General features: G+C 70.2%; 11 protein-coding genes. All 11 read left to right on the top strand.

From position 1 onward, the window contains the following. The first annotated feature begins 61 nt into the window (after positions 1-61). The 11 genes from RBJ65_RS19435 (at position 62) to RBJ65_RS19385 (ending at position 18,191) form a co-directional block, all read left to right on the top strand. Positions 62-580, top strand: a complete 519-nt coding sequence (locus RBJ65_RS19435; RefSeq protein ID WP_306317460.1) for a hypothetical protein — start codon at positions 62-64, stop codon at positions 578-580. 102 nt (positions 581-682) lie between these two features. After that, a complete protein-coding gene (locus tag RBJ65_RS19430) occupies positions 683-1,888 on the top strand; it encodes an ROK family transcriptional regulator (protein WP_306317459.1) in 1,206 nt (401 codons plus the stop codon). Continuing rightward, positions 1,885-2,730 carry a sugar phosphate isomerase/epimerase gene (locus tag RBJ65_RS19425; protein WP_306317458.1) on the top strand — a complete coding sequence of 282 codons (846 nt, stop codon included), beginning with the start codon at positions 1,885-1,887 and terminating at the stop codon, positions 2,728-2,730. The genes RBJ65_RS19430 and RBJ65_RS19425 overlap by 4 nt, the downstream gene beginning before the upstream one ends. A 16-nt stretch (positions 2,731-2,746) precedes the next feature. Continuing rightward, on the top strand, positions 2,747-3,817 hold the full coding sequence (locus tag RBJ65_RS19420; RefSeq protein ID WP_306317457.1) for a Gfo/Idh/MocA family protein: 1,071 nt from the start codon (positions 2,747-2,749) through the stop codon (positions 3,815-3,817). A gap of 217 nt (positions 3,818-4,034) precedes the next feature. After that, entirely contained in the window at positions 4,035-5,333 is a 1,299-nt protein-coding gene (locus RBJ65_RS19415) for a sugar ABC transporter substrate-binding protein (protein WP_306317456.1), read from the top strand. Positions 5,334-5,621: 288 nt separating this feature from the next. Beyond that, positions 5,622-6,605 (top strand): carbohydrate ABC transporter permease, encoded by a 984-nt coding sequence (locus RBJ65_RS19410; RefSeq protein ID WP_306317455.1) that lies wholly within the window; start codon positions 5,622-5,624, stop codon positions 6,603-6,605. Positions 6,606-6,616: 11 nt separating this feature from the next. Next, positions 6,617-7,453 carry a carbohydrate ABC transporter permease gene (locus RBJ65_RS19405; protein WP_306317632.1) on the top strand — a complete coding sequence of 279 codons (837 nt, stop codon included), beginning with the start codon at positions 6,617-6,619 and terminating at the stop codon, positions 7,451-7,453. Positions 7,454-7,642: 189 nt separating this feature from the next. After that, entirely contained in the window at positions 7,643-12,610 is a 4,968-nt protein-coding gene (locus RBJ65_RS19400) for a DUF6531 domain-containing protein (RefSeq protein WP_306317454.1), read from the top strand. A gap of 35 nt (positions 12,611-12,645) precedes the next feature. Beyond that, on the top strand, positions 12,646-13,593 hold the full coding sequence (locus RBJ65_RS19395; protein WP_306317453.1) for a hypothetical protein: 948 nt from the start codon (positions 12,646-12,648) through the stop codon (positions 13,591-13,593). 146 nt (positions 13,594-13,739) lie between these two features. After that, positions 13,740-16,001: a discoidin domain-containing protein gene (locus RBJ65_RS19390; protein WP_306317452.1), complete on the top strand. Its 2,262-nt coding sequence runs from the start codon at positions 13,740-13,742 to the stop codon at positions 15,999-16,001. A 9-nt stretch (positions 16,002-16,010) separates the two neighbouring features. Further along, positions 16,011-18,191 (top strand): discoidin domain-containing protein, encoded by a 2,181-nt coding sequence (locus tag RBJ65_RS19385; protein WP_306317451.1) that lies wholly within the window; start codon positions 16,011-16,013, stop codon positions 18,189-18,191. The last annotated feature ends 41 nt before the right edge of the window (positions 18,192-18,232 follow it).

Below are 18,232 nucleotides of genomic sequence, written 5' to 3'. Positions count from 1 at the left end.
CGAAACCGCGGAACACGCCTACCCTGGCACGAACGGCTGCGACTGGGGGTGCGAGGGCGGCGTGGGCGACATCGGCGAGACCCTGTGGAACCCCGACGTGGGGCCCGACGCGTACGCGAACGACACGCGGGGCGCCTACCAGAGCGCGATATTCGAGCAGTACAAGCTGTGCGTCGAAATGGCCGACCGGGTCAGCGCCAGAAGGAACCAGGCCAACACCTTCTTCCTCACCCTGCACAGCGGCCTGGCCGCGTTCCTCTCCGCCTGGCTCACCAAGGGCCCGCAGAGCGCGCCGCGCAGCGCGTGGGTGCTGTCGGCGGGACTGATCGTGCTCATCACGCTGTGCGCCGCCTGGTGGTTCACCGTCCGCTCCTACCGGCAGCTCAACCAGGGGAAGTTCGCGGTGATCGGCGCCCTTGAGGAGCGGCTGCCGGCCGGCGCCTTCTGGAAGGCCGAGTGGCAGGCGCTCCGCCAGGGCACCGACTGGCGGGTGTACCTGCCGCTCAACCATGTCGAGCGGTGGGTCCCCGGCATCTTCGCGGGCGCGTACCTGCTGGGCTACCTCGCTCTCGTGCTGTAGCGGGCAGCGGCGCCGCGACCCCCTGATGTCAAGTCTTGTCTCCCCTCCAGCGATTCCGATACCGTATTTATTAAAGCCGGTTTCCATACGAGGTTGGGGTCCATGGACACTGCACGGGGGGCCGCTCAGGCGGAGCGCTCGGTCAATCAGGTCGCGTGTCTGCGCTTCCTGGCGGACGTCGACGAGGCGCGCACGATCGGCGTGATCAGTGAGGCCACCGAGCTGTCGCGGCCGACGGTGCGTGCCGTGCTCGACGACCTCGTCGGGGTCGGCCTTGTCGAGGTCATCGACCCGGCGACGGCCGGTCCCGGGCGGCCCGCGCGGGCCTTTCGGTTCGCGCGGGAGGTCGGTCTTGTGGCCGGTGTGGACCTGGGGCCCCGAGGGGCGCGCGCGATCATCTGTGACCTGTCCGGGCGCCGGGCGGGCTACGCCGAAGTGGAGCCGCGCGGGCAGGCCGACCTCGCGTTGATCCCGCGTGCGCTCGACGCCGCCGCGGCCGGCGAGCTCGACCTCGGGCGGCTGCGCGCGGTCGGTCTCGCACTGCCCGGGGTCGTCGAGACGGACGGGCGGTTGCGGGCCAGCCTCGCGATTCCGGACCTGGTCGGCCTGCCGGTCGCGGAGTTGCTGACGAAGGATCTCGGCAAGCCCGTGGTCGTGGACAACGACATCAGGCTGGCCGGACTCGCGGAGCAGCGCGAGGGCGCGGGGCGCGGGTACTCCGATGTGGTCTATCTGCAGATCGGCCGTCGACTGTCCGTGTCGATCGTTCTGGACGGGTCGATCCGGCAGGGCAGTCATCGCCTCGCGGGTGAACTCGGCGCGCAGCGCGGCATGCGCTGGACGCGGAACGCGCGGCGCGGGCAGTTGGTCTGGTCGTCGCGCCCGACGAGCGCGCAGGTGCTGAGCGCGGCCGCCGCGGGCGACGCCGAAGCGCAGGCGGAGATCGAGGACTTCTGCGCGCAGATCGCCGCGCGGATCGCGACCGTGTTGCTGGTGGTCGACCCCGAGGTCGTGGTCGTGCGTGGCGGTGCGGCGAAGGACACAGGAGCGCTGCTGCGGCCGCTCGAAGCCGCGGTCCAGAGGGAGTTGGTCTTCGACGAGCGTCCGGCGTTCGTCGCGTCCGTGCTGGGGCGCGAGGCGGTGGTGCTCGGCGCGGCCGGCAACGCGTTCGACCAATGCGGTTCAGATATCTACGGAGTTCACGGCTGTCCCAGCCCGTGGGCCCGCATTACGCACGACATCACGCACGACATCACGCACGACATTACTGACGACATCACTCATGACGTGGAGGGGATTGCCAAGTGAAGCTCGGGGTCAGTTCGTACTGCTTCCGCCGGCTCATGAGCAGCGGCGAGATGGACCTGATCGGTGTCCTGGACTGGGTCGCGGCCTCGCGGGCCGGGCACATCGAGATCGCCGCGCCGGACGGCGCGTACTACCTGGAGAACGAACAGGTGGTGCGTGACACGGCGAAGCACGCCGAGAGCGTCGGCGTACCGATCGTGAATTACCTGGTCAGTGGCGATCTGCGGGCGGGGGACGGCGAGGAGGTGGACCGGCTTCGGCGGCAGTTGGACGTCGCGCACCGCTTCGGCGCCCGGATCTTCCGGCACGACGTCGCGCCGTGGGCGTGGCGGGAGGCGGACCCGGGGGAGTTCGAGTCGACTTTCGCGAAGGTCGTCGAGGGGTGCCGCGCGGTCGCGGACCACGCCGCGGAACTCGGCATGGTGTCGACCATCGAGAACCACGGCTTCTTCATGAACGGCGGCGAGCGGCTCGCCCGGCTCGTGCACGAGGTGGACCGCCCGAACTTCCGCGTCACGCTCGACCTCGGCAACGGCCTGTGTGTCGGCGAGGTGCCGGGCAAGACCGCCGCCGATCTGATCGACGTGTCGGCGTCGATCGGCGTGAAGGACTTCCACATTCGCCGCTCCGCTGGGGACGGCTGGCTGAAGACGCTCGCCGGTGACCACCTGCTGGGCACGGTCGCGGGCCACGGCGACGTCGACCTGCCCGGCCTGCTGGCGCTGGTCGCGACCAAGCCCGACGTGCCGGTGAGCCTGGAGTTCGAGGGCATGGAAGAGCCGCTTCCCGCCATCGAGCGATCAATCGCGAACATTCTTCGACTGGCGGAAGGCGTGGCCTGACATGACGTGGCCTGACATGACGTGGACTGACATGACGACGCGGATCGCGGTGATCGGCCTCGGGGCCATCGCCACCGAGCACTTGAGCGCCTACCAGCGCAACGACCGGGCCGAACTGGTCGCCGTCTGCGACATCGACGTGGAACGTGCGAAGGCCCGCGCCGAACAGTTCGCCGTGCCGCGCGCCACGGCGAACGTGGACGAGATCCTCTCCGACCCGGACATCGACGCCGTCAGCGTCTGCGTGCCGAACACGCTGCACGCCCCGATCGCCGAAGCGGCACTGCGCGCCGGGAAGAACGTACTCGTCGAGAAGCCGATGACGGTCACCGTCGCCGAGGCCGAGACGCTGGTGCGGGCCGTCGAGGAGACCGGGCGTGCGCTGCAGATCGGATACGTACGACGGTTCGCGCCGAACGCGCTGGTGACGAAGAGATTCCTGGACGCGGGCGAGTTCGGTGACATCTACGCCGCACGCGCCACGCTCCTGCGCGCCGCCGGGAACCCGGGTGGATGGTTCGGCGACGCCGAGCTCTCGGGCGGCGGCCCGCTGATCGACCTGGGCGTCCACATCATCGACCTGTGCTGGTACTTGATGGGCCGGCCGAAGGCGGTCTCCGTATCCGGCGCGACGTTCGCGCCGCTCGGCGCGCGGGACAACATACAGAACCTCACCCGGTACCGGGCCGCGTCGGCGGCCCGCGCCAACACCGTGGAGGACTACGTCACCGCGCAGATCCGCTTCGAGGACGGGCAGGTGCTCGATGTGGAGACCTCGTACTCGCTGCACGCGCGCAACGAGATCAGTGTGCGCATCCACGGTGACAAGGGCGGCGCGGAGATCGAGCCCGAGCTGCTGATGTTCACCGAGCGGCACGACACCCTCCTGCAGGTGCGGCCGCAGATCGATTCGCTCGGCTTCGACTTCAAGGTCGGCTTCGCGAACCAGATCGACCACTTCCTGCGGATCTGCCGGGACGAGATCCCCGCCGACGCCACCGCGGAACAGGGCCTTGAGATGGCACGCATGCTCACCGCGGTCTACGAGTCGGCGCGCACCGGCGCCGAGGTGAAGATCGACCGCTGACCCGGCCGGCGCGCCTTCGAGGTTCATCGACCGCCGGCCGGAGCCGTCCGCTCCGGCCGCGCGGACTGCCACGGACTGCACGGTTTGCAACGCGCATCACGGTTCAGTCGCCACTTCAAGAGGGGTCTAGACCTCCTGGTGAGAACGTGATGAGAATCTCCGTGCCCACGGGCAACATCACTTCCCTGCTGTACTGCTGTAAGAGGAGCCACCACCCATGAACCGACGCGTCATCGCAGCCACCAGCACCGTCCTGGCACTCGGGTTGGCCACCACCGCGTGTGGAGGGGGTGGCAGCAACGCGGAGGACGGGACCGACGGCAAGGGCAAGACGCTCACCGTCTGGGTCATGGAGGGGACCAACCCGGACGCGAAGCCCTTCTTCAAGGAGGCCTCCGCCGCCTTCGAGAAGAAGACCGGCGCCAAGGTGAAGGTCGAGTACCAGCAGTGGGCCAGCGCCCAGCGGAAGTTCACCACCGCCATCGAGGGCGGCGCCGACCAGGTGCCCGACGTCGCGGAGGTCGGTACGACCTGGGTTCCCGGCTTCGCCGACAAGGGGGCGCTCGTCGACGTCTCCAAGGAGGTCGAGAAGGCAGGCCTGACCAACGACCTCGTCTCCTCCCTCAAGGACGCCGGAACCCTGAACGGCAAGCAGTACGGCATGCCCTGGTACGCGGGAGTGCGCTCGGTCCTCTACCGCAAGGACATCTTCGAGAAGCACGGCCTCAAGCCCCCGACGAACTGGCAGGAGCTGCGCTCGGCCGCCCTGAAGCTGAAGAAGGACGAGCCGAAGATGCTCGCCTTCCCCGTCGCCGGCGGCGCGGAGATGTTCGCCGCGCCCTTCATCTGGGGCGCGGGCGGCCAGCTCGCCGTGCAGAAGGGCGGCAAGTGGAAGTCGGCCATCAACTCGAAGAAGGCCGTCGAGGGCATCACGTACTACACGGACCTCGCCCGCAAGGACAAGCTCTCCCCGGCCAAGGTCAACACCTGGACCGAGAAGGAGGTCGGCGACGCCTGGAACAAGGGCGAGGTCGCCATGTCCCTCTCGGGCAACTGGACGCCGAAGGCCTTCATGGCCGCCAACCCCGACCTCAAGGGCAAGCTCGGCGCCGTCCCGATCCCCGGCCAGAAGAGCGGCATGTCCCCGTCGTTCCTCGGCGGCTCCTACCTCTCGGCGTTCAAGACGGACAAGCAGGCGCTGTCGTGGGAGTTCATCAAGCTCCTCACCACCGGCAAGTTCGCCAAGAAGTGGGCCGAGCAGTCCAGTTACCTGCCGCCCACCAACACCGACCTCGACAACATGCCCGACGGGGACGACCCGCTGGTCAAGCCGTTCGTCACGCAGTTCAAGGACGCCGGCGCGAGCGTCCCCAAGGCCAAGTCGTACACCGAGATCCAGGCCACGCAGGTGGTGCCGAAGATGGTCCAGTCGATCCTCTCCGGCAAGTCCACGCCGCAGCAGGCGGCCGACAAGGCGGCCAAGGAAATGGACGCCATCTTCGCGAAGAGCGAGTGACGCCACCGTCGCATGGTGAGCGGCGGCCACCGCCGCATGGCGCGTGGCACTCATCGTCGCGCACGGCGAATGGCGGCCACCGTCGCATGGCGAGTGGCCGTCACCGTCGCCCGGCGCGTGGCCGTCACCTTCGTACGGCGAGTGACTCCGGCGGTCGTGGCGAGTGACCCCACGGTCGTACGGCGAGTCACTCCCACGCCGCGCCACGCCGCGCCACGCCGCGCCACGCCGCGCCGCGCCGCGCCAAGCCGCCCAAGCTTCCCCGTACTTCCGAACATTGTGAGCTCCATGAATCGCACGCTCGCCACCAAGGCCGTGGAGGCCCCGGAGCACACGGGCGGTCGGCCGCCCGTGCCCTCACCCGAGTCCGAACGCCTCCTGAGGCGTAAGCGCCTGACCGCCCTGACCCGGCCCTGGCTGCTGCTCGCCCCCTCCCTCGTCGTCCTCGCAGGACTGCTGCTCTGGCCGATGATCCAGGTCGGGATCCTCTCGCTGCAGGACTACGAGGTGCAGTTCGGCGGCGGCGTCGCCACCTTCACCGGGTTCGACCACTACGTCGATCTGCTCAGCGGCGATCTGCTCTGGAAGACGGTGCTGCCGAACACCGTGTTCTTCGCGGTCGCCTGCGTCGGCCTGACGGTGGCGCTCGGCACCGCCATCGCCCTGCTTCTCAACCGGCTCGGCCCGGTCTGGCGGACCATCTGCTCCACCGCGATCATGGCGGCCTGGGCGATGCCCGCGGTGACCGGAACCTACGTGTGGATCTGGCTGTTCCAGCCGGGCGACGGCCTGTTCAGCTCCCTGGTGGGCGGCTCCGACTCCAGCAACTGGTTCACCGACCGGCTCTCCTTCTACGCGATCGGGACCCTCAACGTCGTCCACCACGGCTTCCCGTTCGTCGCGATCACCGTCTTCGCCGGACTGCTGACCATCCCCAAGGAGCTGTACGAGGCCGCCATGCTGGACGGCGCGGGCGCCTGGCAGCGGTTCTGGAAGGTCACCGTGCCCGCCATCAAGCCGGTGTTCGTCGTGGTGACGATCCTGTCGACCATCTGGGACTTCAAGGTCTTCACGCAGATCTTCCTGATGCCCGGAGGACAGGGCCAGAACGAGCAGGTCGAGAACCTCGGCGTCTACTCGTACCTCGAAGCCTTCGCCAAGGAAGACTACGGAACGGGCGCCGCCGCGGCGGTCCTGCTCACCCTTCTCCTTCTCGCCATCACCGTCATCTACATCCGCACCCTGTTCAAGCAGGGCGAGGAGGACCTGTGACCACCACCGACATGCCCGCCACCACGCGGTCCTCCCTCGGCTCCAAGATCGGTCTGCCGGTGGCCGTCGCCGCGCTGCTGATCTTCGCCCTGTTCCCGGTCTACTGGATGGTGTCCACGGCCCTGGACCCGAGCGCCCTCAGCCGCGGCGCGAAGCTGCTCCCCAGCGGCATCACCTTCGACCACTTCACCCTGGTCTTCCAGCGCGGCAACTTCGGTACGTACTTGCTGAATTCGGCGATCGTCGGCCTCGGCACGGTCGTGGTCTCGGCGGCCCTCGCGCTGTTCGCGGCGGTCGCGGTCGCCCGCTTCAAGTTCAAGTTCCGCACGTCCGTGCTGGTCATGGTCCTGATCGTGCAGATGGTGCCGCTCGAAGCGCTCGTCATCCCGCTGTTCATCCAGATGCGCGACTACGACATGCTCAACAGCCTGCTGGGCCTGACCATCGTCTACACCGCGCTCTCCCTGCCCTTCGCCATCTGGACGCTGCGCGGCTTCGTGCAGACCGTGCCGAAGGACATCGAGGAGGCGGCGTACATCGACGGCTGCTCCTGGTGGCGGATGTTCCGCTCCGTGCTGCTTCCGCTGGTGGCTCCCGGGCTCGTCGCCACCTCGATCTTCGCGTTCATCACCGCGTGGAACGAGTTCGTCTTCGCGTACACCTTCATGAAGAGCAGCGACAAGTACACCGCCGCCGTCGGCATCTTCCAGTTCTTCGGCGAGAATACGACCAGTTGGGGCCCGGTCATGGCCAGTTCGACGCTGGTCACGGTGCCGGTCCTCATCTTCTTCGTCGCCGTCCAGCACCGGCTCTCCTCCGGGCTCGCGGCCGGAGCGGTCAAGGGATAGCGCGACACGCGGGGCGGGCCGCATCACTGATGAGTCGTCAAGAAGCTGTGATAGGGAGGGAGTTCGGAGTGCAGGGGGGACGCTCCTGCGCGAATCGTTCACCAGGAGGTGTACGAGATGCCACGTACGGATGGGACCGATGAGCCGGACGGCTTAGGCGGGTCCGACGGGACACCGAACTCGCACGAAGTGACCCGCCCGACCGCGGAGTTGTTGGGGCGGCACCCCAACTACGGCTTCGCCGGATCCGGCGTCAGTACCGCGATCGGCAACTACACGCGCGAGGACACGGATCTGCCGTTTCCCGAGCCGCTGCTCGGCCTGCTCGACTGGCGACGCACCTACAACTCCCGTGCGGTGGAGGACGATTCACCGACGGCGATCGGCCGGGGCTGGACCTCCTCCTTCGACGCGCGGCTGTCCGAACGGCCCGGCGGAGCGGTCGCCCTGCACGACACGGACGGGCGCGTGCTCGTCTTCACGCGCGACGAGGAGGGCCGGTTCGTACGGCCCCAGGACCTCCCCGCCGACCTGACCGAGTCCGGGGACGACGGAAGCCGCACGCTGCGCTACAACTCCGGGCTCCGGATGCGCTTCGCGCCCGGCGGCCGGCTCACCGAACTCGCCCTGGACAGCCGCCGGGTGACCCTCACCTACGGCGGCGACGACGACCGGCTGCTCAGCGTCACGCACTCGCTCGGGCGGACCCTGAACCTCTCGTACGACGCGGAGGGCAGGCTCGCCGCCGTCTCGTCCGACGACGGCCGCCGGGTCTCGTACGCGCACGCCGACGGCGGCGTCCTCACCTCCGTCACCGCCCCGGACGGCACGTCGGCCCGGTTCGAGAGCACGGCGGACGGCCGCCTGACGAAGATCGTGGACGCGGACGACGGGACGCGCGTCACGAACGCGTACGACGAGTCCGGCCGGGTGGCACGGCAGACGCTGCCGTCCGGGGCCGCCGCCGAGTTCACGTACGACGACCCGCCCGGCACGACCACCGTGACCGCGCGCCCCGGCGGCACCCGCGCCGTCTTCCGCGCGGGCGCCGACGGCCGACTCCTGTCCAGCACCGACGAGGACGGCGGCACCGCCACGTTCGGCTACGACGAGCGCGGCCGGCTCGTCCGCGCCACCACCCCGGGCGGCAGCCCGCTCACCCAGGCATGGGACGCCCGGGACAACCTCCTGACCAGTGACTTCGCCGGGTTCCGCACGCGCTTCGGCTACGACGCGCAGGACCGCACCGTCTCCGAGACCGACCCGGGCGGCGAGGAGACGCGCTACACCTACAGCGGCGACAGCCGCATCGCCGACACCGTCACCGAGCCCGGCGGCGCCCGCACCCGACGGACCGTCGAGGACGGCCTCGTCACCGCGGAGACCGACCCCGACGGCCTCACCACCCGGTACGCCTACGACGCGCACGGCAACCTCGCCGAAGTCACCGACCCGGGCGAGCGCGTCAGCCGCCTCGACCACGACCCGGCAGGCAACCCCGTCGAGCTGACCGCGCCCGACGGCGCCGCGTCCCGCTGGGCGTACGACCCGATGGGGCGCGTCACCGAACACACCGACCCCGTCGACGGGCGCACCGCCTACCGCTACTCGGCCGCGGGCCGGCTCCTCGAATCGGTCGACGAGACGGGCGGCAGCACCACCCACGCGTACGACGGCGCAGGGAACGTCACCTCGACGACCGACCCGATGGGCCACACCACGTCCTTCGACTACGACCCGGACGGCAACCTCACCCGGGTCACCGACCCCGAGGGCGGCGAGACCCACTACACGTACGACGCGCTCGGCCGCCTCACCAAGGAGACCGACCCCGAGGGCGGCAGCACCGAGTACGGCTACGACAACGAGGGCCGACTCGCCGAGGAGAAGGGCCCGTTGGGCACGGTGCGGGCCGAGTACGACGCGCGCGGCCTGCCCACCACCGTCACCGGCGCGACCGGCGGCCGCACCCGGCACGTCTACGACGACTCCGGACGCCTCACCCGCCTCAAGGGCCCCGAGGGCGGCGAGTGGCGGATCTCCTACGACAAGGCCGGGATGCCGGTCACCGTCACCGACCCCACCGGCGCGCGCACCAGGAACGAGTGGAGCCGCGCGGGACACCTGGAGTCCGCGAGCGACGGCGACGGCAACCGGATGCGGCTGCGCCGCGACCGGCGCGGCCAGATACACGAAGTCGTCGACCCCGAGGGCGGGATCACGCGGTACGCGTACGACGCCCAGGGCCGCCGCATATCCGTGACGACCCCGGCCGGACTGCTGACCCGCGTGCAGTACGACAAGGCGGGCAACGAACTCGCCGTCATCGACCCGCGCGGCTGGGTCACCCGGCGCACCTTCGACGCGCGCGGCCAGCGCCTCTCCGACACCAGCCCCAGCGGCATCACCACCCGCTACCGCTACGACAAGAACGGCAACCTCACCTCCGTCGTCAACGGCGAGGGCAACGAGAGCCAGTACGGCTACGACCGGGCGGGCCGCCTCGTCTCGGCCACCGACGCCAACGGGAACACCACGCGCTACGCCTACGACAAGGCGGGACGCCTGCTGACGGAGACGGACCCGCTCGGCCGTGAGACGCACCGCGCGTACGACAAGGCAGGCAACGTCACACGGATCACCGACGCGGACGGCGGCGTGCAGCACTTCCGCTACGACGCCGAGAACAACTGCACCGAGCGCAGGGCCGACGACGGCACCAAGGTGACGTACACCTACGACAAGGCCGGCCGCTGCACGAGCATGACGGACGGCACCGGCACGACGCGCTACGACCGCGACAAGGCGGGCCGCGTCGTCCGCGTCACCGGTCCCGACGGCGCGGTGTTCGGCGCCTCCCACGACCGCACCGGCCGCCGCACCCGCCTGACCTACCCGGACGGCCAGGACGTGCGCTACCGCTACAACCTCAACGGCGGGCTCGTCGGCCTGGAGGACGAGCGCGCCGGGCACGCCTCGTACGGACTCGACCCGGACGGGCGGCTGTTGACCGAACAGCTGCCGGGGCGGCACGCCCGGCGCTACGGCTACGACCAGGACCTGCTCGCCCGCTTCGAGACGGTGCGGGACGGGCGGCCCATACGGCGCACCACGTTCACGCACGACCCGGACGGCAAGATCCTCGCGCAGCGCGACGACGGCAGCGGCGGCCGCTACCAGGCGTACCGCTACGACCGGCTCGGACAGCTGACCGGAGTGCGGCACTGGGAACAGCGGGGCTGGCCGTGGGCACCCCACGGCCACCAGGAACACGGGCACGGACAGGGACACGGACACGGTCACGGGCACCCGGGTTCGCGCGACGACTGGGCCCATCTGCCGCGCGAGGAGGGCGGGTTCTGGCACGAGGTCGCCCACGAGCGGCAGAGCCTCCGCTACGACGCGGTCGGCAACCGCGTGCTGCGCACGCACGGCGAGCACACCACCCACTACCGCTACGACGACGCCGACCAACTCGTCCGCTCCGAGTCCCACGGGCAGCGCACCCACTACACGTACGACGGCGCGGGCCGGCTGACCGAGGAGCGGACCGGGGACGAGCGCAGGACGGTGGCGTACGACGGCTTCGGGCGGCCGGTGCGCGTCGAGCGGAGCGGCACGCACCCGGCCGAGCGCACGGAGGCGACGTACGACGGCGACGGGCTGCTGACCTCCCTCGTCCTCGCCAATGTGGACGAGCGCCACGAGACGGTGCGCACGGCGTCCGTGCGCTACCGCTGGAGCTGGGACCGCATCCCGCAGATCCTCACCCAGCGCGCCGACCCCGCACTCGCCGACACCGAGCGCGGCCACCCGAGCCGCTACAACGCGGACTTCACGTACGGGTACGGGCGGACCTTCGCCAACTGGGGCGGCGGATCGGCCACGTTCACGCACGACGCGTACGGATCCGCGGAGCGGACACGGGAGACGGAACCGTGGGTGCGCGCCGAGGAGTACGACGCGTTCGGCCGCCCCCGCTGGGACCACGACGGCGACCACGGGCAAGACCACGGGCACGGGCACGGGCACGACGAGGGCGGCCTCCACGGGCACGACGAGGGTGACCACCACGGGCACGACCACCACCACGACCCGCACCGCCGCCACCTCCCCTCCCCGCGCCTCCCGCGCTTCGGCTACCGCTCCGAGCTGACCTCGGGCGACGAGCTCTACCTCCGCGCCCGCTGGTACGACACCCGGCTCGGCCGCTTCGGCACCCGCGACCCGATCACGGTCCAGGACGTCGGCCCGGACAACGCCGACCACCCGTACACGTACGCCGCCAACGACCCGCTGAACGCCACCGACCCGCTCGGCCTGCTCGTCGCGCCCTCCGCCGCCGCTCAGGTCGGCTCGGCCGCCCCGCGCCTGTCGGCCGGAGCCACCCGCGCGCAGGCCCGCACGACCGTCGCCGCGGCGGTCACCCAGGCAGGTGGCGGCGGCCACGACCGCACGACCCTGCACAACCTGGCGCGCGACGTGGCCCGCAAGCAGCTCGCGACGCAACTGCGCAAGCGGTACGGGCCCGGCGTGAGCAAGCGGCTGCACCCCGTCCCGGGCGGCAAGGAGTTCCGGATACCGGGCGCGTCCAAGAACGACACCGGAAAGTACGGCGAGGTCGACATCCTCTACCAGCACACCGACAAACGGGCCTTCATCTGGGAAGTGAAGTCCGGAAAGAACGGCGTGGCCGCGGCGACGAAGCTCGCCAAGGACCAGGTCAAGCACTACATCAAGGCGTACGAGCGGGAGTTCAAGGAGTCCGCCGCGCCCGGGGAGCCCATGTCCCGGGTCCGCATGGTGAAGTACACGACCCGCGCGGGCGACAAGGACAACCACTGGGTGTACTCCCCGGACTTCAACATGGACGGCGCCATCGTCTATGTGAAGAAGAAGCCGAGGCGGCCCGGTGACCGGCCGCCGTCCCCGCCGAAGCTGCCGCGCTCGCTGCAGAAGCCGGAGGACGAGGAGAAGCCGAAACCGCAGCCCCGCACGCCGGAACCGGCGCCGAACCCGCCGGCCGTCGACTGGGGTGATGTGGCCATCGGGGTCGGGGCCGTGGCGGCGGTGGTCGTCGTCGGCGCGCTGACGGCGGGCGTCGGCGGCGCGATCCTCGGCGGCATCCTGGGCGGCGGCCTGCTGGCGGCGGGCTGACGCCGGACAAGCGAAGCGGAAGGTACGGTGAACCGGTGGCGGCAGCACGTGAGTTGACGGTGGAGATCGACTGCCCGGCGGCCTCGGCGGACGCTCCGGCGCGGGCCGCCGTCGGCTGGCTCACGGAGGCCAGGGACGCGCTCTTCCCCGGCCTCGGCCCGGCACTCGCCACCGACCCGCCGGCACCAGGGCCCGACGAGAACAACCCCCGCGCCGCCTGGGGCCCCGCGAACGGGGTCTGTGCCCAGCTGCTCGTACAGCGCTCGGCACGGACCCCGCCGCGGCAGTCCCGCTTCTCGCCGCGCCGCTGGCGCACCCTCCTCGCCTCCCTCGACGCCACCGACAAGGCGCCGCCCGTACGCGTGTCCCTCCTCCTGCACCCGCTCGACCCGCGCGGCCTGCCCGTGGACGAGGAGCACGCGTTGACCGTCGAGTACGTCTGGCTCGCGGGCGGCGGCGAAGCGGGGGAGAGCGGGGGGTGGCTGCGGTGCCTGGCCACGGCCCCGGAGTCCCTCCTGCGTCAACCGGACGCCAACGACACCCAACGGCGCTGGCTGGACGCGCTCGCCACCTGGGCGGACCGGCTCGACGCCGCGTACGCCCACCTCACCGACGACGCCGACCTGGAGTACGGCACCGCTCTCGAACGGGTCCTGCACCGCTGGCCCGAGGACACGGTCCCGGACAGCGGACGTCTGCTGCGCGGCTACTCCTGGACGACGGTCTGCTCCCCGGATGTCGCCCAACAGGTAGGCGGCGCCGACCAGTTGCGCGCCTCCGGCGCCTTTCGCGCCGTCACGGAACTCGCTGCGGGGCGCGTCCTCCTGCAGGCGACCGAGCGCCTGGAGGACTACGGCCCGGGGTCCGCCGCCCGCGTCCTGCGCGCCCTCGCGCCCGCCCTCCCAGAGGGCCGTACGGACGCGGAGTACGTGTACCCCTGGATGCGGCTCGTGCCGGACGGGGACGCGGCCGACCACCGCTGACCGGCAAGGGCCCGCCCCGAACGTCTCCCACTTAATGCAAGTCAAAAGAAAAGCCGTGCGCGGAACCTTGACCGGGACCGGCGTGACGGGCAAGGTGCCGGAGAGCGCTCTCCCAACCCGTCCGTTCCGCGTCAAGGAGCCTCCCCATGCCCAGAGTTGGCATCCGTAGCACCGCCCCACCCAGACCCGCCGCACCCAGACCCGCCGCACTCAGACCCGCTCGCCGTGGACCCGCCGCACGTGGACCGGCTCCGCGCAGTCCCCGCCGACGCGGTCTCGTCGGCGTCGTGGTCGGCGCCCTCGCCGCCGCGCTGCTCGCCGCCCTGCCCGCCACGCAGGCCCAGGCCGCGCCCGCGCTGCTCTCGCAGGGCAAGCCGGTGACCGCCTCAAGCCAGGAGCACTACGGCACCCCGGCGAGCGCGGCCGTCGACGGCGACATCGGCACCCGCTGGTCGAGCGCCGCCTCCGACCCGCAGTGGCTCCGCGTCGACCTCGGCGCCTCCGCCACCCTCTCCCGCGTCGAACTGCGCTGGGAGGCCGCCTACGCGAAGTCGTACCGGATCGAGACGTCACAGAACGGCTCGGACTGGGCGACGGCGTACTCGACCACCACCGGCGCCGGCGGCACGGAGACCGTGGACGTCTCCGGTACCGCCCGCTACGTGCGCATGTACGGCACCGCCCGCGCCACCCAATACGGCTATTCCCTCTGGGAGTTCAAGGTGTACGGCACGGCCGGTGACACCACTGGGCCGATTGAGGGCGGCGGCGACCTCGGGCCGAACGTGCATGTCTTCGACCCCTCGACGCCCGGCATCCAGGCCAAGCTGGACCAGGTGTTCAAGGAGCAGGAGTCGGCCCAGTTCGGCTCCGGGCGGCACGCCTTCCTCTTCAAGCCGGGCACGTACGACAACCTCAACGCCCAGATCGGCTTCTACACCCAGATCGCCGGGCTCGGGCTGCGCCCCGATGACACCACGATCAACGGTGATGTCACCGTCGACGCGGGCTGGTTCAACGGCAACGCCACGCAGAACTTCTGGCGCAGCGCCGAGAACCTCGCCGTGAAGCCGGTCAACGGCACCGACCGGTGGGCGGTGTCACAGGCGGCGTCCTTCCGCCGGATGCACGTGAAGGGCGGGCTCAACCTGGCGCCGAACGGCTACGGTTGGGCCAGTGGCGGCTATATCGCCGACAGCAAGATCGACGGCCAGGTCGGCAACTACTCGCAGCAGCAGTGGTACACGAGGGACAGCTCCATCGGCGGCTGGTCCAACAGCGTCTGGAACCAGGTCTTCTCAGGTGTCTCGGGCGCTCCCGCCACCGGCTTCCCGGAGCCTCGCTACACCACGCTCGACACCACACCCATCTCCCGCGAGAAGCCGTTCCTGTACCTCGACGGCAACGAGTACAAGGTCTTCGCGCCCGCCAAGCGCACCAACGCGCGCGGCACCACCTGGGCCGACGGCACCCCGCAGGGCGAGTCGATCCCGCTGAGCAAGTTCTACGTGGTGAAGCCCGGCGCCACCGCCGCCACCATCAACGCCGCCCTCGACCAGGGCCTGAACCTGCTCTTCACCCCCGGCGTGTACCACGTCGACCGGACCATCGACATCAAGCGGGCGAACACCATCGTGCTGGGCCTCGGCCTCGCCACCATCGTCCCGGACAACGGTGTGACCGCCATGAAGGTCGCCGACGTCGACGGTGTGCGGCTCGCCGGCTTCCTCGTCGACGCCGGTCCTGTCAACTCGCCGACGCTGCTGGAGATCGGCCCGCAGGGCGCGTCCGCCGACCACGCCGCCAACCCCACCACCGTCCAGGACGTGTACGTCCGCATCGGCGGCGCGGGCGCGGGCAAGGCCACCACCAGCATGGTCGTCAACAGCGACGACACCATCATCGACCACACCTGGGTGTGGCGCGCCGACCACGGTCAGGGCGTCGGCTGGGAGACCAACCGGGCCGACTACGGCGTCCGCGTCAACGGCGACGACGTCCTGGCCACCGGCCTGTTCGTCGAGCACTTCAACAAGTACGACGTCGAGTGGTACGGCGAACGCGGCCGGACGATCTTCTACCAGAACGAGAAGGCGTACGACGCCCCGAACCAGGCCGCCATCCAGAACGGTGACACCAAGGGGTACGCGGCCTACCGCGTCGACGACTCGGTGAACACCCACGAGGCGTGGGGACTTGGGAGTTACTGCAACTACAACGTCGACCCGGGCATCCGCCAGGACCACGGCTTCAAGTCACCCGTCAAGGCCGGTGTGAAGTTCCACAGCCTCCTCGTGGTCTCCCTCGGCGGCAACGGTCACTACAACCACGTCATCAACGACACCGGCGACTCCACGGTGCCCTCCGGTACCTCGACCGTGCCGTCCACCGTCGTCTCCTACCCCTAGGGAGCGGAAGTGTTCTCAACCCCCTCGCGTACGTCCTCGTACCGAAGACCGGCCGAACGCCGCGCCGTCCCCCTGCTCGCGGTCGGCGCACTGGTGGCCTCGTCGCTCGCGCTCGCCGCCGCCCAGCCCGCGCACGCCGCCGAGACCCTGCTCTCCCAGGGCAAGCCGGCCACCGCCTCGTCCCAGGAAGGCGACGGCTTCGCGCCCTCGAAGGCCGTCGACGGCGACCTGAGCGGCACCCGCTGGGCCAGCAAGTGGAGCGACCCGCAGTGGTTCCAGGTCGACCTGGGGCAGCGCTCCGACCTCAGCCGTGTCGTGCTGAGCTGGGAGGGCGCGTACGGGAAGAGCTACCAGATCCAGGCGTCCGACAACGGCACGGACTGGCGCACCCTGAAGACCGTGACCGGCGGTGACGGCGGCACCGACGAGCTCGCCGTCTCCGGATCGGGACGGTACGTGCGCATGCTGGGCACCGAGCGGTCCGGCGGCTACGGGTACTCCCTGTGGGAGTTCCAGGTGTACGGGACCAAGGACGGCACACCGACCGACTCCGGGGCGGTCAAGGTGACCGGCTCCCAAGGGAACTGGCAACTCACCGTCGGCGGCCAGCCGTACACCGTCAAGGGCCTGACCTGGGGCCCCGCCATCGCGGACGCGCCCAAGTACCTGCCCGACGTCAAGTCCATGGGCGTCAACACGATCCGCACCTGGGGCACCGACGCCGGCACCAAGCCGCTCCTCGACAGCGCCGCGGCGAACGGCCTCCGCGTCGTCAACGGCTTCTGGCTGCAGCCCGGCGGCGGCCCCGGCTCCGGCGGGTGTGTCAACTACGTCACCGACACCACGTACAAGAACAACATGCTCACCGAGTTCGCCAAGTGGGTGGAGGCGTACAAGAGTCACCCGGCGACCCTCATGTGGAACGTCGGCAACGAGTCGGTGCTGGGGCTCCAGAACTGTTACAGCGGAAGCGAGTTGGAGGCACAGCGCAACGCGTACACCACCTTCGTCAACGACGTCGCCAAGAAGATCCACAGCCTCGACCCGAACCATCCCGTCACCTCCACCGACGCCTGGACCGGAGCCTGGCCCTACTACAAGCGCAACGCGCCCGACCTCGACCTGTACTCGATGAACTCCTACGGAGACATCTGCGGCGTCCAGAAGGACTGGGAGGAGGGCGGCTACACCAAGCCGTACATCATCACCGAGACAGGGCCCGCAGGTGAGTGGGAGGTGCCCGACGACGCCAATGGTGTGCCCGACGAGCCGACCGATGTGCAGAAGGCCGAGGGCTACACCAAGGCGTGGGGGTGTGTCACCGGACACCGGGGCGTCGCCCTCGGAGCCACCCTCTTCCACTACGGCACCGAGCACGACTTCGGCGGGGTCTGGTTCAACCTCCTGCCGGACGGGCTGAAGCGGCTGTCCTACTACGCCGTGAAGAAGGCGTACAGCGGATCCACCAGTGGTGACAACACGCCGCCCGTCCTCTCCAACATGGGTGTCGACCACGCCACTTCGGCCCCGGCGGGGGAGGAGTTCACCGTCCACGCCGACACCCGCGACCCCGACGGCGACCCGGTCACGTACAAGGTGTTCCTCAGCGGCAACTACGCGAGCGGTGACAAGCGGCTCGTCGAGGCCAAGTGGCGGGCCACAGGGAATGGCACCTTCGCGGTGACCGCCCCCGAGAAGCTCGGTGTGTGGAAGGTGTACATCCAGGCCGAGGACGGCCACGGCAACGCAGGCATCGAGACGAAGTCCGTCAAGGTCGTCGCCCCGCCGGTCAGCGGCACGAACGTGGCCCTGAACAAGCCCACCACCGCCTCCTCCTTCCAGCCCTCGTACGGCGACTGTCCGTGCGAGCCCACCAAGGCGACGGACGGCAAGGCCGACACCCGCTGGGCCAGCGACTGGAGCGACCCCCAGTGGATCAAGGTCGACCTGGGCGCCGCCACCGCCATCCGCAAGCTGCAACTCGTCTGGGATCCCGCCTACGCCAAGTCGTACGAGGTGCAGGTCTCGGACGACGGCAGCAACTGGCGCACCGTGCACACCACGACCGACGGAAACGGCGACATCGACACCATCGACGCCGCGACGACCGCGCGCTACGTACGGCTCAACCTGACGGCGCGTGGCACCAGTTGGGGCTACTCGCTGCACGAGTTCGGCATCTACAGCTGACACTCCGCCGATGACGAAGGGCGCCCGCCGGGCGCCCTTCG

It is taken from the genome of Streptomyces sp. KL109B (assembly GCF_030766935.1).
Classification (GTDB): Bacteria; Actinomycetota; Actinomycetes; order Streptomycetales; family Streptomycetaceae; genus Streptomyces.
The sequence above is the reverse complement of the archived record's forward strand: the minus strand, read 5'-3'. Positions and strand labels throughout refer to the sequence as shown.